Annotated in this window: 13 protein-coding genes; 8 read left to right on the top strand and 5 right to left on the bottom strand. The window is 38.5% G+C overall.

Features of this window, described 5'->3' with window-relative positions:
- Nucleotides 1-14: 14 nt before the first annotated feature.
- Complete coding sequence (locus FAY30_RS10465) at nucleotides 15-1103, bottom strand: ATP-binding protein (protein ID WP_149869826.1); 1089 nt, start codon at nucleotides 1101-1103, stop codon at nucleotides 15-17.
- A 285-nt stretch (nucleotides 1104-1388) separates the two neighbouring features.
- Here FAY30_RS10465 and FAY30_RS10460 point away from each other — a divergent pair, with 285 nt between their 5' ends.
- Nucleotides 1389-2570 (top strand): TIGR04053 family radical SAM/SPASM domain-containing protein, encoded by a 1182-nt coding sequence (locus tag FAY30_RS10460; protein ID WP_149872659.1) that lies wholly within the window; start codon nucleotides 1389-1391, stop codon nucleotides 2568-2570.
- Between the two features lie 106 nt (nucleotides 2571-2676).
- Here the strand turns inward: FAY30_RS10460 and FAY30_RS10455 are convergent, their stop codons facing one another.
- The 4 genes from FAY30_RS10455 to FAY30_RS10440 are packed head-to-tail and all read right to left on the bottom strand — an operon-like array spanning nucleotide 2677 to nucleotide 6916.
- A complete protein-coding gene (locus FAY30_RS10455) occupies nucleotides 2677-3372 on the bottom strand; it encodes a DUF421 domain-containing protein (protein WP_149869825.1) in 696 nt (231 codons plus the stop codon).
- 16 nt (nucleotides 3373-3388) lie between these two features.
- Complete coding sequence (locus FAY30_RS10450) at nucleotides 3389-4489, bottom strand: Ger(x)C family spore germination protein (RefSeq protein ID WP_149869824.1); 1101 nt, start codon at nucleotides 4487-4489, stop codon at nucleotides 3389-3391.
- Complete coding sequence (locus FAY30_RS10445; protein WP_149869823.1) at nucleotides 4486-5559, bottom strand: hypothetical protein; 1074 nt, start codon at nucleotides 5557-5559, stop codon at nucleotides 4486-4488. The genes FAY30_RS10450 and FAY30_RS10445 overlap by 4 nt, the downstream gene beginning before the upstream one ends.
- A gap of 22 nt (nucleotides 5560-5581) precedes the next feature.
- Entirely contained in the window at nucleotides 5582-6916 is a 1335-nt protein-coding gene (locus FAY30_RS10440; RefSeq protein WP_149869822.1) for a spore germination protein, read from the bottom strand.
- 198 nt (nucleotides 6917-7114) lie between these two features.
- On the opposite strand from FAY30_RS10440, the gene FAY30_RS10435 reads away from it, so the two are divergent.
- The 7 genes from FAY30_RS10435 to dltB all read left to right on the top strand — a co-directional run bounded on the left by FAY30_RS10435 (nucleotide 7115) and on the right by dltB (nucleotide 15673).
- The gene (locus FAY30_RS10435; RefSeq protein ID WP_149869821.1) at nucleotides 7115-8539 is read left to right on the top strand and encodes a hypothetical protein; all 1425 of its coding nucleotides are present in this window, start codon (nucleotides 7115-7117) and stop codon (nucleotides 8537-8539) included.
- 76 nt (nucleotides 8540-8615) lie between these two features.
- A complete protein-coding gene (corA, locus tag FAY30_RS10430) occupies nucleotides 8616-9566 on the top strand; it encodes a magnesium/cobalt transporter CorA (RefSeq protein ID WP_149869820.1) in 951 nt (316 codons plus the stop codon).
- Nucleotides 9567-9981: 415 nt separating this feature from the next.
- Nucleotides 9982-11148, top strand: coding sequence for an IS256 family transposase (locus FAY30_RS10420; protein WP_149868193.1), 1167 nt, complete (start codon nucleotides 9982-9984; stop codon nucleotides 11146-11148).
- 507 nt (nucleotides 11149-11655) lie between these two features.
- Nucleotides 11656-12678 carry a M42 family metallopeptidase gene (locus tag FAY30_RS10415; protein ID WP_223820992.1) on the top strand — a complete coding sequence of 341 codons (1023 nt, stop codon included), beginning with the start codon at nucleotides 11656-11658 and terminating at the stop codon, nucleotides 12676-12678.
- Between the two features lie 150 nt (nucleotides 12679-12828).
- Nucleotides 12829-12978 carry a teichoic acid D-Ala incorporation-associated protein DltX gene (locus FAY30_RS10410; RefSeq protein WP_149869817.1) on the top strand — a complete coding sequence of 50 codons (150 nt, stop codon included), beginning with the start codon at nucleotides 12829-12831 and terminating at the stop codon, nucleotides 12976-12978.
- Nucleotides 12979-12992: 14 nt separating this feature from the next.
- On the top strand, nucleotides 12993-14510 hold the full coding sequence (gene dltA, locus FAY30_RS10405) for a D-alanine--poly(phosphoribitol) ligase subunit DltA (RefSeq protein WP_149869816.1): 1518 nt from the start codon (nucleotides 12993-12995) through the stop codon (nucleotides 14508-14510).
- A complete protein-coding gene (gene dltB, locus FAY30_RS10400) occupies nucleotides 14507-15673 on the top strand; it encodes a D-alanyl-lipoteichoic acid biosynthesis protein DltB (protein WP_149869815.1) in 1167 nt (388 codons plus the stop codon). Before dltA ends, dltB begins: the two co-directional genes overlap by 4 nt.
- The last annotated feature ends 1 nt before the right edge of the window (nucleotide 15674 follow it).

The following is a 15674-nucleotide window of genomic DNA, read 5'->3' as shown; positions in this document are numbered from 1 at the left end:
ATTCAAAAAATCCGCTAATCAGCAGCGGATTTTTGTTCCTCCTTGGTTTCGAAAGGAAGCCAGATGGTCACCGTCGTTCCTACCTTTTCAACACTCTCAATGTTGATTTTCCCATTATGACTTTCAATGATTCGGTAACTGGTCATTAGTCCAAGACCAGTCCCCTTTTCCTTCGTAGAATAAAATGGTTCACCGAGCTTTGACAATCTGTCCTTCGGAATCCCGCATCCATTATCGGTAAACTTGACAATCACTCCCGTTTGATCCGAAAAGATGCTTACATCAATATGCCCCTTATTGGATATGGCTTCGAGGGCATTTTGGATTACATTCATGAACACTTGCTTTAAAGAGTTAGGGTCACCCATAATCCCATGTATGGGCGGGGTAAAATGGAATTTTAATTTTTTATTATCCATTAAAGCCTCAGACTGTAATAATTGGATGACTTGCCGCATTAAGCTGTCAACATGAACAATCCCAGTCATTTTCGTATGCGGCTTAGCGATCGATAAAAATTCAGAAATAATCGTCTCGACCCGATGCAATTCGTCCAGCACAATCCCTAAATAAATGGGGTTAATCTCTTTTTCTGCATGTAAAAGCTGCATGAATCCTTTTATTGGAGTTAATGGATTACGAATCTCATGCGCAACCGCTGCTGCCATTTGACCTACAACTGCCAGCTTTTCTGATTTCCGCAGCCGTATTTCTCGATGCTTTAATGCATCCTCAATTAGTTTCTTTTCGGTGATATCAAGAACTTGTCCGAGTAAAAACTCATCACCCGAAGACTTCTCCCTAATCCTGGAGACCGTTAGCAAACCTGTTTTAAGATCACCGGATTTGTGAAAATACCTTTTTTCAAGCTGATATTCATCCCTTTTTCCATTTAGTAATTCCCCAAAAAGTTGTGCGTCTTTTTGCATGTCTTCCGGATGAGAGATAGACTCAACAGACAAGGTTGTTAATTCCTCTATGGCGTAGCCAAGAAATTCACCAAAAGCGGGATTGTATTGTATGGTTGAGAAATCAGTAGAACTAATTAATTGTGGAATTCTAGATTGATAGAATAGCTCTTTAAAAAGTGTTAGATTAAACATTTGAGCCTCCAAAAATTTACATCTGTTTGCTAATCATGGGGTCATCATTGTATTAAAAGAAGTTGCCTTATTAAGTATAAAGGTTAAACACCATTTCTTAAAGTATTAATTTTCTGATTTCTCAAAATGTAAAATAACCGCTCAAACCATCAAAAACACCATGATTTAAATGGAATGTAGAAATATTGTAACAAACCCTCCATGCACATCCTACTCACAAAATTATAATGAACCTATAGAAACAATTTTTATGGTTAAAAAATAATAAAGAATTTGGTGATGAAGATGCAGGGAATTAGTAAAGGTCATCCGCATACAATGGGCCATCCGTATGGAGCGGGTAAAGAAATTAATTATGACGAAAATCCATTCATTGTTATTTGGGAGGTAACGAGGGCCTGCCAGCTAAAGTGTGTGCACTGTCGCGCGGATGCCCAGCTGACACCTGACCCGCGCGAGCTTTCACATGAGGAAGGGGTTCATCTTATTGATCAAATCTATGAAATGGATAATCCGATGCTTGTTTTCACAGGCGGAGATTGTATGATGAGGGAGGACCTTTTCGAGCTTGCCGAGTATGCAATCAAAAAAGGAATGCGCGTGTCTATGACGCCGAGTGCAACACCTAATGTAACCATAGAGAAAATGAAACGTGCAAAAGAAGTAGGGCTATCACGCTGGGGATTCAGTCTCGACGGGCCCACACCGGAAATACATGACCATTTCCGCGGAACGCCTGGTTCTTTTCATTTAACACTTGAAAAAATTAAGTATTTAAATGAGCTTCATATGCCGCTGCAAATCAATACGGTTATTTCTCGCTATAATTATGACTCACTTGAGGAAATGTCAAAGCTTGTGGCAGAGCTCGGTGCAGTGATGTGGTACATCTTCCTGCTTGTGCCGACAGGCCGTGGACAGTTGGATGCATGTATAACACCTGCAGAACATGAAAAAGTGTTTCGCTGGTTATATGAGCTAAGTAAAACAGCACCGTACGACATCAAAACAACTGCGGCACAGCATTATCGCCGGGTGGTCCTGCAGCAGAAATCTCGTGACCATTTAATCGATAAAGGTGAAATCCATTACGAAGATACGATAACAACAGATTTTGCCTCGATGCATGATGGCTTAAAGCGTGCCCCAAAAGGGGTAAATGACGGGAACGGGTTTGCGTTCGTTTCCCATATTGGGGATGTCATGCCTAGCGGCTTGCTGCCAATTGTCGGCGGAAACGTTCGTAACACACCGCTGGCAGAAATTTATCGAGAATCTAAGGTATTCAAGGAGCTTCGCCAGCCTGATAACTACAAAGGGAAATGCGGTGTTTGCGAATACAACAAAATTTGCGGCGGTTCACGATCCAGAACCTATGCTGTGACCGGCGACTATTTGGAAAGCGAACCATTCTGCGTCTATATTCCGCAGGCAATGCGCAATAAAGAAACAGCGCCGACAATATAAAATGGTTTAAAAAAGGCATTCCGGTGAAGGAATGCCTTTCTTATACTATTAGAATTTATAAATTCGACTTCGAGAATTGTCCAGTTCCAGGGAGCTTGCGCTTTTCTTAATGAAGTAAATAATCTGAACGTTTATCAATATACAAGGAACCATCTTGTTGAAGTTCAGCATAAAACACTTCAGACAGATTCGTGCCTGACACCCTTAACTGGTCCTCAACCCAGCTTCGATTTACGTTCAGCTGTTGCAAATTTTCATAGATAATTTTCCCGTCGGCAATAAGCTGGAGCGGTATCGGCGTTTGCTTTGGCTTCTTCGAAGTTAGGAAAGCTTCCTGCTTTAACGGCTGCTTCCCTTCTTTTAGGAGCACCGATAATTCACCATTCGTTTCTAAAATTGCATATTCCACATCTACAATCGAAAACACATCTTTACTGCGAAGGAGCAATTGTAATTCATCCATATCCAATCGCTGTTTTTTCAATTGCTGTTCTAAAATCTTCCCTTGTCTAATCAAAATGACGGGTTCGCCTTCCATCCACTTACGTGCCTTCCGCGATTTTAAATCAAAATAGGCAACCAGCAATGTTAAGCCGGACCATGTTAAGAGGCTGACAAAACCTGCAGACAGTTTCAAACTCGGATCGATAGTTACAGCACCTGCAATCGTGCCAATCGAAATCCCGGTGATATAATTAAAAAAAGTCAACTGCGAAATCTGTTTTCTTCCCATAATCCTTGTTAGGAGAAAGAGAACAATAAAGGCGCCAACGGCCCTGCTGAAAACTTCCATTACATTCATGTAATTGACTCCTCTCTTATTCAATTAAACCAGTATCTTCGATTTGCATTTTCGATTGGACCTTAAATTGAATCTGAGGGTATATGCGCTGCCACTCCTCCCAATCATCTTTATTAAAATGACGGGAACGGTAGCGAAGGCCGAACCCCACAGGGTCTAGATTTGCTTTTTGAATTTTCACCAGTACTTCTTCGATTTCCTTGTTTAAAGATTTTTCAGCCGCTTTTTCATAGTACGATAATTGTGCGTTTGAAACACGTCTGGTTGTCTCTTCCAAGGTTCCCTCAAGCGAAACTTTCACTTTAATATAGGGAGTTTTTCCTTTAGGCGTATAAATTTTATATTTTGTCTTCACTTTGTGTGTGTCAATGACGATTGTCGTCTTTCCCTTCTTGATTTTGTTTGCACTTTTTTCCTCACGTTTTCGGATGAAATTAAGAATTTTTGTTTCTTCAGGAGTTAGAGTCAGCTTCATTTGACTTTTGTTAAAAAGCCCGACCGTATTAATTTCTAATAAGTCCTTTTTTGCTTCAATGATCGGCAGCATCGGATCTATTCCCCGTTCTATTAAGCGATACTTGTAATCAAAAAGGAACTCCGAAATAACATACGGGGTCTCGGATCCATCCTTCCCCAATGCTAAAAACATGGCATTCGATGGGATACGCTCCGATTTTGGCTTAACCTTCAGTACATCCAATGCGCTTGGTTTCCCAATCGCCCCCCATGCAATCCCTTGGATATCCCTTCTTCTCGTAAACCAATAATTGATCCCGGCATTCCCATTTTGTTTTACAATATCTTCCCCGAACACAACGGCTTTTGCATGACTGAAATCAATCTCCTTTTCTACTTTGGTTTTAATAATTCTTACTGCTTCAGACATTGAGTCCGCTTTTTCCGAAACAATGATGAAATCAGTATTGGTTCCCTTTGACTCACTTGGTACCGCAAATTTCAGGCTGACGAGATATTTCTTCGAGCTGTTTTTGGCAGGATCCACACCGATGCTGACAACAAAAAAGCGTTTATCAATATCTTTGAAACCACAGCCGCTTAACAATGATACTGATAAAAGAACAATGATTAAGTATTCCCATTTGATAAAGGATTTCAAGCATTCCGCCTCCTAGTCCAAATGAAAAATATCGCAACTATCATGATTTCCAAGCCTAGACGCAGCATCATCCAATAGACAGTCACCTTGTTTAATAAAACTGTATTTAGATAAATAACTCCTGCGACCGAAAATAACGTAAAGAAAGCAAGAATAGTCCAATTCTTTTTTTTACTCATTTTCCCCTTAAAGGTTCCCTTAATTAATTCATAGGTGACATGCCAATGAACTGAGATACTAATTAACGTAATACTCATGTAAAACATTAAAAATAAGAAGATCACTCGTTCAATCGGGCTATATGTCAACCTAAGTGAATCTGCTGTAGAAATCCATGGATATAGGTATTCTACAGCGCCATCAGAACCGTGAAAACCTATTGGAATAAAGAATGTCGTAAACAAATTGAACGCACCTAAAAAGAAGATGGCTATAAAATTCCAAATCTTTAATTTCCCCTTTATTACCCTGTTAAAAATAATCAGGTTGGCATAACCGGAAAAACAATAGGTAGCTGCAGCGATCGATTTCAAGCTTGGCCTTTCAAATATATAGGTCCCAACTTCCATCATCGAATCCCAGCTAAGATATTCATTTGTAAACGCCTTAAAAATAATAAAGCCAATTAATGGCGTATTGAGAAAAAGGACAATTTCAAGAAAATACATGACCCTTTCCGTGGGAAGCTGAATAATGAGAAAAATAGCCGCTAAATAGATGACGAGCAAGCCTAACTTCGGCATTTCCGGATTGACAAACCTTGCTAAAATATCAATAAATCCTATTAGTGTAATGAGTCCTGCCGAAAACCAGATGAATTGAATACTGCCGAAATGGAGTATTTTAAACCATCGATGCTTGGCATTAGCTAAAATTTCAGGCATTCCTTGTTCCGGGAACTTGTTAATTGCCGTGCTGTAAAAATAATTAAGCGCTACGCCAATTGGAATGGCAATGACTACACCCATCACCGCACCTTTATAGCGATATTCTATTAAAATTTTTGGTACAAATATAATGACATTGACAAGCATATTCAATAACACAATATATAAATAGTATCGGTTCATTGCCCTCCCCCCAATCTTTTTGCTATTCTTTATTTGGCTTACTTTGAATTAACGTAAGAAATGGCTCACCAAAGCTATCAAGTTTAACCATATAGGCAATTAGCATGAAGAATCCAAGCACTACACCAACTAAACCGAAAAACGTTCCCAACGCTAAAACAAAATATTTCATAATTCTTAATGTAAAACTGAAAGCGTTGATCGGGACAACAAAGTTTGAGATAGCAACTGAGGATGTAATGATAATCATAATATTACTGACAAGTCCGGCTTCTGTTGCGGCCTGTCCTAATATCAAGCCGCCTACCGTTGTTGCTGTCGGCCCAATCGCTTTTGGCAGCCGAATACTTGCTTCGGTCAGCATCTCCATCATAAACAGCATCAGCAAAACTTCAATAAATGATGGGTATGGTACACCTGCCCGGCTACCGGCGATACTCAATGCCAATTGAACCCGAAACAGTTCAGGATTATAGCTAGTGACAGCAACATAAAGGCCGGGAAGAACAAGACTGGTTAGAAAACCAATATACCTCAATATTTGCAGGAATTTCGCTACCCAGTATGTCTGATAAATATCTTCCATGGATGACATAAAATCCTTCATTACAGTTGGTAAAACAACAGCAAAAGGTGAACCCGAAACCAAGATAATGACTTTCCCAGCGGCTAAATTCACGGCTACCCTGTCAGGTCTTTCGGTCACAAGCATCACAGGTACGAGGGCCCGATTACTTTTTTTAATAATATCCAGCAGCTGCTCGCCTGTTTGAAACATGTGCACATCAATGGAAGCTAAAAAATCTCTTATTCGATTTAATGTATCGGGGTCTGTGCGCTTTTTATCATGTAGAATCATCACGTCTGTTTTTGAAATCGTCCCAACAGTTGTAGATTCGACATTTAATGATGTTTCCGGATACCGTTTGCGAATAAGCCCCAGGTTTGTGGGCAGGCTTTCACTAAATCCCGATTGCGGTCCTTGAATCGTCGTCTCTACAGTTGTATCTAAGACCGAGTTATTCCGGTCCACTTTACTATCCAATAAAAGGATGGAATTCTGATAAAATAGGATGGCCACACCTCTGATTAATTCATCAAGCGCTTTCTGCTCGCTTTCAAATGGTTTTACTTGCGGATTTGATTGAAGATAGGCTGAAAATTCAGCCGGGCTCTTGATTTCAAAAAATGGCTTAAGCAATTTATCATTGATAATCGTTTCATCACTTATCGTTTTGATATACAAAGCTTCCATATATTTTTCTGCCGTATGAAATTCCTTGAAAACCACATCCACTGCCGGCTGTATATTATTTTTAAGACTCTCCTTGATCGTTTGCATTTGATTTGATGACATTTTTATACCTCTCAAAGAACTTCTTTCCATTTAGTTTCCTCGTTGTTTGGTATTTTATTCTAAAAGAAAAGCACGAGCCCCTTGGCCAGCGGCGTATGGCCTGATTCATTTTCAAGGGAAGTATTATTTTTGCTGGTTAAGTTTCCTTTAAATTGGGAAAGTTGATTTTAGATATTATTATGAAAGGAAAAAAAGCACATGGAGCCCATCGATTTTAAAGAAAAACAGGTTACTACAGCTCTTTTTCAATTTATTTTCCCTTTTTCAATGAAAGCGGATACCATCCCTAACCTGTACCGCTACTTACAAGATCAATATTTTACTTCTTATACATTAAAGGATGTACAAAAAGAAACAGCCTATTATGGCCAGTATCGAGTGTCTCATCGTGAAATGAAATCCTTTTTCCTTCCGTTAACAAATAACTTTCTTTTTCCACCATCACACCAGCAAAAGGGATTCCAAAGATTCACAAAACAACTAGACATGAATGGTTTGCTCAAAACAAAACATGTGACAATACCTTTTCAAATCCATTCACTAGATTTATTCATTTGCCCGTATTATCTGGGATTCATAACCATTCGAACAGAAATGTTGGACATGCCGTTCTCCCAAACAATAGAATTTGCTGATCGTTTTCGCAAGCTCGTGCAACAAACTTCAGCAGTTACAATCGAATTTGACGGAGATGTTACTCCTCCGATAAACGATTTCTTGTATAATCGTCTATTTCCAGGGTTAACGGGTTTTTTTGACCAGGACTCTTCCTTTCTCAATACTCAGAACATGTATGTCCAATCCTTGCTCACCCTAAATGAAGGAGAAACCATTGATATAGTAGATGTTTATCGTTCAGGAACACTTTGCGGAATAAATGATGCTGGAAATCCCTATGTAAATGCAAATAATGTAGACTATATTTCTAACTATCTGAAAGACCATGGCTGGGATCGCTGGGCTCCCACCACGTATTCTATTTTTGAAGAAGAATGTTTTTCATTAATAACAAATGACCACCCACACGAATTTAGCGAACTGGCAAAACAGTTTTACGGCCCATCTTATTATGCCGTGCTACTGAATCTGTTTCATAAACTTGTATTGTTAAAAATTGCAGCCGGCTATTCCGCTATCAATCTGGACCAGGATAAAAAGGAAATTGAACACTTAATTTACACAATCAACTCATTTACCTCTAATTATTTTTTTTCCGTATTTCCTGTCCTAGCTGAAGAGCAAGAACTTTTTAACAACATTAGGAAAAGTTTTGATATTGATACCTTATTTACCAATACAAAAGATATCCTGTTTAGTCTTTTTAAGTACGAAGAAAACACCGGCAAGAAAAAGGACACCATGCTGCTTTTAGTTTTAACCCTTTATACGGTCATCTGCGGAATCTTCAGCATGAACCTGTTTACACATGATTTAGAAGGGAACATTCATTGGTCCCGATTAACGTCTTATAATCCATTCGAGTACTTTGCTGTGTTTATTGTATTTAGCGGCATAATCGTGGTAATAACTCTTGGAATCCAAAGTTTATTTCAAGTCATCCAAGATCGCAAAAAACGTAAAAAATGGATCCGGGATTCAGTTTTATCCTCAAAAAAACAATGACATTGCACCGAAATGGCTGTTTTTTTTCCTGCATTCCTTTATATTGAATGTAAGAAAAGCCAATAAGGAGTTTTTTATGATTAGAACGATTGCAGTAAATCAGAAGCATGAAGTGATCAAAGACGTAGAAATAGCAAAACTTGTAAAAGAGGATTTTCTGTGGTATTGGATTGATTTCCATCAACCAATCAAGGAGGAAATAGATTTCCTGCGAAACCCGCTTTCCTTTCATCCTCTAGCGATAGAAGACTGTATCCATCATCTACAACGACCAAAGCTTGATTATTATGAAGGCTATGCTTTTTTTGTGATTCAAGCTTTGAACCCAAAAATGATTGCACGAGAGGAAGTTAATATCTTTCTCAGTAAAAACTATATTGTCACTTTTCATCATAAACACTCCCCTGAAATCGATGAGGTTTGGAATCGTTTCAGTCAAGCGGCAAACATGAAGCAATGGGACCCTTCCCATGTGTTTTACTACGTTCTTGACAATATGGTCGATAATTATTTTCCATTAGTAAATCAAATAGATGATACCTTAAATGAAATAGATGAAAATTCAAAAGGAAGATCAATGGAGGCATTACTGAAGGATTTATTTGATACGAGACATGACCTCTTATCGTTGCGGCATACAATTGCCCCCATGAGGGATCTTTTATACAGAATTCTTAATTCTCAACGATTAACAAGTATCGAAGGAAAAACTGCTTATTTCTCAGATATTCATGATCATTTGCTTAAATTAACTGAAATGATTGAAGCTAGCAGGGAGCTTACGACAGACATACGGGACAGTTACATTTCCATCAATTCGAATGAAACAAACCATGTGATGAAGGTATTAACAGTCATCACAACCATCTTCATGCCTCTTACTTTCATTGTAGGTGTGTATGGAATGAATTTTACCCATATGCCCGAATTGACTTGGAAATACGGCTATTTTGGCGCACTGCTGCTGATGTTATTTATTGCTGTGGGGATGACAATATGGTTTATTAAAAAAGGTTGGTTTAAATAGTGAAAAGACTAGCCACCTTTTGGCTAGTCTTTGATTATTCTGACCAATCTTCATAGGTAACGGTTCCTCCGGTTAAATCAATCGTGTTCCGCTCCCCTTTATAGTAGGTCTTACCGTCTTTTTCAAAAATCAAATTGTCATACGTATACACTTTTTGTCCATTTGGTAGATGAATAACGACTTTTTGACCTAAATTCTCACTGGGTGCTTCAATTTTTATTGAACTTTGATAGTAATAGCGAAAAATAAAGAAACCGGCTGTTAAGATGATGCAGGCTGCGATGAAAAAAAATAGACCCTTCCATGTAGATTGCTGATTAAGTCCGTATAATTGTGTAAAAAGAAAAGGGTCATTTTTATCCTACTTGGCTACAATGTTTAACAACCACGATAAACATAGAAAAGAGGAATAAAAATGACCCAATTACAGTTTAGCCTAGATTTGGAACTTTTAAAAGACTCAGTAATGAATTCAAATATAGATAACGTTGTTAAATCAGCTGTTGTTCTGGTTTTGAATGAGTACATGGAGAAAGAAAGAAATGATTACTTACACGCCGCTGCATATGAACGCTCTGTTGAGCGTCGTGATTACCGAAATGGCTACTACGAACGTGAGTTAACGATGAGTATCGGTAAGATAAAACTTAAGGTTCCTAGGACTCGAAATGGTGAGTTTTCACCTACGGTTTTTGAGAAATATGCACGTTGTGACCAGGCGTTAGTACTCTCTATGCTAGAGATGGTTATCAATGGCGTTTCTACACGTAAAGTTACACATATTGTGGAACAACTTTGTGGTGAAAGTAAGTCAAAATCGTTTGTTTCTTCACTTACTCAAAAGCTTGATCCTATTATTAATGACTGGGCCAAACGGCCCTTAAATTTAAGGTATTATCCTTTTGTTTTTGTAGATGCCATGTATATAAAAGTTCGTGAACATCATCGTGTCGTCTCTAAGGCTGTTTATATAGCCACTGCAATCACTGAAAGCAAAACACGTGAAATTCTTGGGTTAAGTGTGGATCACGCTGAGAGTTATGAAAGTTGGAGTCGCTTTCTCCAACAACTAAAATCACGTGGTCTTCAATCCCCAAAGCTAGTCATTTCAGATGCTCACCAGGGGCTTCAAAAAGCGATTCAACGTGAATTTATTGGGACTAGCTGGCAAAGGTGTAACGTCCATTTTAAACGTAATATCATAGAAAGGCTTCCAAAAAAGGACTCAGCGGAAATACGTATGATGATTAAGCGTATTTTTGATGCAGTCACAATTGAGGATATGCGGAATTTTAAAGGTGAACTGATGAGTCAGTTTGGGGACAATCTTAAATACGAACAAGCTCTGAAAATATTAGATGATGGTTTCGAAGATACCATACAATATATGGAATTCCAAGAAGATATCCGTTGTCATATCCGTAGTACAAATTCTCTTGAGCGATTAAATCAGGAAGTCCGAAGAAGAGAAAAGGTAATTCGAATTTACCCTAATACACAATCTGCTTTTCGTTTAGTAGGAGCTGTTTTAATGCACTATCAAGAAACCAATTATTCGAAGCAGAAATCTATTAAAAGGTAGATGTTTAATTTTCAACGTACTTCCAATTATGGATTATTCCATATCCAGTCAAGGGTATCAAAGGAAAAACCGCCTTTGACACCCTTGACTGGATATGGAGATTGAAACCCATGGAAGTAACGCTCGAAAAATGTTAAGGGGATAAGTGGCTGATCATATATATTTGACATAACAAAATTTGGTTAAAAACATTGTTTAGCAAATTTACACAAAATCAAGGACTTGACTAGATTGCTTCGGCTTATGTTTATATAATTCGACTCTGGTCAACATTTTTCTCCTCCATTAATTTCGAAAAAGTTCGAATAGTTCCATTTATACCCAATTATCCAATGTATATCCGATTAGAGAATGAGTAAACACAGTTAACCTATGCATGAATTTTTAAAAAGTTGGCGATAAATTTGATTTTTCACATGGCATATTTGATTTTTAGTATAATAGTAAGGAATGAAAATTCAGAAAGGGGTATTTAAAGTGGGTAATTTTACATATTCTGCAGACACAATGAAATTAATTAGTGATTTAGTGTCGATCCCAAGTCCGTCCGGAAATACAAATGAAGTCATCACTTTTGTTGAAAATTTCCTTTCAGATCTGCAAATCAACACGTACAGAAACCGAAAAGGCGGGTTAATTGCGACAGTAGAAGGAAAAGATACGAGCAAACACCGCATGCTTACGGCACACGTTGATACGCTTGGTGCCATGGTAAAGGAAATTAAATCCAACGGAAGATTAAAAATCGACTTAATTGGCGGGTTTAAATACAACTCCATTGAAGGAGAATATTGCCAAATTGAGACAAGCAGCGGCAAGAAATACACGGGAACCATACTCATGCATCAAACATCCGTCCATGTTTATAAGGATGCCGGTAAAGCAGAGCGAAATCAGGAAAATATTGAGGTTCGGATCGATGAAAAAGTACATACTGCTGAAGAAGTCAGGGCACTAGGGATTGAGGTTGGAGATTTTATTTCATTCGATCCTCGGGTGGAATTGACTCCAAGCGGCTATATAAAATCCCGCCACCTGGATGATAAAGCAAGTGTGGCGATTCTTCTTCAATTAATCAAGCAAATCAAAACTGAAAATCTGACCTTGCCATATACGACCCATTTTTTAATTTCGAACAATGAAGAAATCGGCTACGGCGGTAACTCCAATATAACGCCGGAAACGGTTGAATACTTAGCAGTCGATATGGGAGCAATGGGTGACGGGCAGTCCACCGATGAATATACGGTTTCCATCTGTGTTAAAGATGCAAGCGGGCCCTATCATTACCAATTACGCAAGAATTTAGTCCGCCTGGCAGAAGAAAATAACATCGAATACAAATTGGATATTTATCCCTATTATGGATCGGATGCATCGGCTGCCATTCGCTCCGGTCATGACATTGTTCACGGCTTAATCGGACCTGGCATCGATTCTTCGCATGCATTCGAGCGAACACACCAATCATCAATTGAAAACACAGCAAGGCTTTTATATCAATACATTCTGTCTGAATTAATTCAATAAGCATAGGAAGCAAAAGACCGATTGGGTACACAGTCGGTCTTTTTTGTTTTTAAATTTAATTATTTTTTAATAATTTATTAATTCGCCATTAATTGTTTCCATCAAAAAAGAGATTATGATTGTTATGTCATCAAAAAGGAGGCACCACCGATGGTTGAAAGATTACGAAGATTTTTAAACAGCCATAAGGTAAAGTGGCTTGGCCGGTTTGTTTACTATTTGCTCATCCTCCTTTTGTTATTTTTTATGTACGGATTTAACGATGCAAGTGCAGGGTCCTACATTTACAACGATTTTTAAGGGAGGCTGCCAAGATGGAATTGTTAGAGACAATAAAAAGATTTTCGCATTTACATCCCGATACGTTAGCCTATATCTCTCCCTCGGAAGAAATATCTTATGGCGAACTTTGGAGACAATCGGAGCAAATAGCAGCTTTTCTTTTGAAGCAATCCAATAAAGGACAGTTGCCTGTCTTAGTTTATGGTCATATGGAAGCTTCAATGGTTTGCTCCTTTTTAGGATGTGTAAAAGCAGGATTACCGTATATTCCTGTTGACACGTCAATTCCAAGCGAAAGAATCATAAACATTATCAGTAGTTCGCGCGCTGAATGGGTCATCAATGCTTCCGGACAAGAATTGGTCTTGAACAATGCCGAAGTCACGATTGTAAACTATGATCATATTCTGGCGGAACCAGTTTCAAATGTCCCAATAGATCCATCTAATTGGGTTACCGGGGATGAAAATTTCTATATTATTTATACTTCTGGAAGTACCGGAAATCCGAAAGGCGTTCAGATTTCTGCTCATAATCTGCAAAGCTTTGTCGATTGGATGGCAGCGGATTTCCCCATCAATGGCAATCTTCGTTTTTTAAATCAAGCACCGTACTCGTTTGATTTATCCGTCATGGACCTTTATTCCGCTCTTGCGAGTGGAGGTACCATTTTTGCGATAACGAAAGAAATGATTGCTAGGCCAAAGCTATTATTTGAAGCATTGGCCAAATCAAAGACAGAGGTATGGACTTCTACTCCTTCTTTCGTTCAGATGTGTTTAATGGAACCAACGTTTACGGAAGACCTGCTGCCAGAGCTTTCCGTGTTTTTATTTTGCGGGGAATCCTTGCCGGCAGTGATATGCATGCAATTAAGGGAGCGGTTCCCAAAAGCACAAATATTTAACACCTATGGCCCGACTGAAGCAACCGTTGCGGTCACTTCAGTTGAGATAACAGCTGAAATACTGGAAGCATACCCGAATCTCCCTATCGGAAAACCAAAAAAAGACACACGAATCGTTTTGGTTGATAAAAATGGCCTGGCGGTCAGGCCTGGGGAAAAAGGTGAAATGATTATTATTGGTCCGAGTGTAAGTAAAGGGTACTTGGGACAGCAGGAACTTACCGAAAAAAGCTTTTATCAATTTGAAGGGGAGCAGGCCTATCGAACAGGTGATGCTGCCTTTCTTGGCCACGATGGATTGATTTTTTACAAAGGCCGGATGGATTTTCAGATCAAACTTCATGGCTACCGAATGGAATTAGAGGAAATTGAATATCAGATTGCCAATTGCAAATATGTGAACTCCGCCGCAGTCATTCCGGTCTATCAGCATGACAAAATTGACTATTTACTAGCGGCCATTATTCCTGCCAGCCATGATTTTGAAAAGGAATTTCAATTAACTAGCGCGATTAAAAAAGACCTGAGCAAGGTCATCCCTGTTTATATGATCCCGAGAAAATTCTCATACCATAAAGAGCTTCCAATGACAGCGAATGGAAAAATGGACCGTAAAAAATTCAAGGAAATGATATTACGATGACACCCTATGGTTCTTTTAGTTTCTTTTTCATCCTTGCTGTTCTTTTAGCACCGACGGTTATTCTCGGTTTACAGGGAAAAAGATTTCATACGTATAACATGTTGGTTTCAATCATCGTCCTTGGCATCATCTTTGCTTCATCTCTTAATCAAGCTATTGCACTGATCATATTTACGATTTGGCAAGTCGTTTTAATAAAGGCATACATCACCTATCGGAGACAGAACAATGCTAACAACATTTTTTATATTGCCGTTCTTCTTTCGATTCTGCCGCTGATTCTTTCGAAGCTGCTGCCTTATTTCTCAGATATAAACGTCATTGGGTTTCTCGGTATTTCTTATTTAACGTTTAAGGGTACGCAATTAATCATGGAGACACGTGATGGGCTGATTAAAAAAGACCTGCCCCTCTCCCGATTACTCTATTTCATTTTATTTTTCCCGACCATTTCATCTGGTCCAATCGACCGTTATCGCCGCTTTGATAAAGATTTGGAAGTGGTGATATCGGGCGAACAATACAAATTCATGCTTTATGAAGGGATAAATAAAATTTTTTGCGGTTTTTTATATAAATACATCATTGGCTATTCTATCAATCATTTTTTTATCACGAACTTACGATTTATTGCCCATAGTCATTTTGAACACCACCTCTATTACATGTACGCCTATAGCCTCTATCTATTTTTCGATTTTGCCGGCTACAGCGCTTTTGCGATAGGTGTTAGTTATATTATGGGAGTCAAATCTCCGGAAAACTTTGATAAGCCATTCCTTAGCAGGAATATTAAAGACTTTTGGAATCGCTGGCATATGAGTCTTTCCTTTTGGTTCAGAGACTATGTGTACATGCGATTTGTCTTTTGGATGACGAAGAAAAAATGGATTAAAAACCGTAACACCCTCTCAAACCTTGGTTATATCTTACTGTTTTTATTAATGGGAGTATGGCACGGTTTGGAAATACAATATCTCATTTATGGGATATACCATGCTGTAATAATGGTTGCTTACAATGCCTTTGAACGGTTCAATAAAAAACACAAATGGTGGCCGCAAAATAAGCTTACCCATATGGTTGCGATCATCATTACCTTCCATGTGATTTGCTTTGGTTTTTATATTTTCTCAGGACAATTATTTCATAAAGGGGTTTGAT

This window comes from Bacillus sp. S3, assembly GCF_005154805.1.
Lineage (GTDB): Bacteria > Bacillota > Bacilli > Bacillales > Cytobacillaceae > Neobacillus.
This window is presented reverse-complemented; position numbering and strand designations above follow the sequence as displayed.

Bases quoted from the DNA above. Each gene is read 5' to 3' on its own strand.
- dltB (WP_149869815.1), top strand. From the start codon at position 14,507: ATGACACCCTATGGTTCTTTTAGTTTCTTTTTCATCCTTGCTGTTCTT.
- FAY30_RS10415 (WP_223820992.1), top strand. From the start codon at position 11,656: ATGAAATTAATTAGTGATTTAGTGTCGATCCCAAGTCCGTCCGGAAAT.
- dltA (WP_149869816.1), top strand. From the start codon at position 12,993: ATGGAATTGTTAGAGACAATAAAAAGATTTTCGCATTTACATCCCGAT.
- FAY30_RS10410 (WP_149869817.1), top strand. From the start codon at position 12,829: ATGGTTGAAAGATTACGAAGATTTTTAAACAGCCATAAGGTAAAGTGG.
- FAY30_RS10440 (WP_149869822.1), bottom strand. From the start codon at position 6,916: ATGTCATCAAATCAAATGCAAACGATCAAGGAGAGTCTTAAAAATAAT.
- FAY30_RS10445 (WP_149869823.1), bottom strand. From the start codon at position 5,559: ATGAACCGATACTATTTATATATTGTGTTATTGAATATGCTTGTCAAT.
- FAY30_RS10465 (WP_149869826.1), bottom strand. From the start codon at position 1,103: ATGTTTAATCTAACACTTTTTAAAGAGCTATTCTATCAATCTAGAATT.
- FAY30_RS10420 (WP_149868193.1), top strand. From the start codon at position 9,982: ATGACCCAATTACAGTTTAGCCTAGATTTGGAACTTTTAAAAGACTCA.
- FAY30_RS10455 (WP_149869825.1), bottom strand. From the start codon at position 3,372: ATGAATGTAATGGAAGTTTTCAGCAGGGCCGTTGGCGCCTTTATTGTT.
- FAY30_RS10435 (WP_149869821.1), top strand. From the start codon at position 7,115: ATGGAGCCCATCGATTTTAAAGAAAAACAGGTTACTACAGCTCTTTTT.
- corA (WP_149869820.1), top strand. From the start codon at position 8,616: ATGATTAGAACGATTGCAGTAAATCAGAAGCATGAAGTGATCAAAGAC.
- FAY30_RS10460 (WP_149872659.1), top strand. From the start codon at position 1,389: ATGCAGGGAATTAGTAAAGGTCATCCGCATACAATGGGCCATCCGTAT.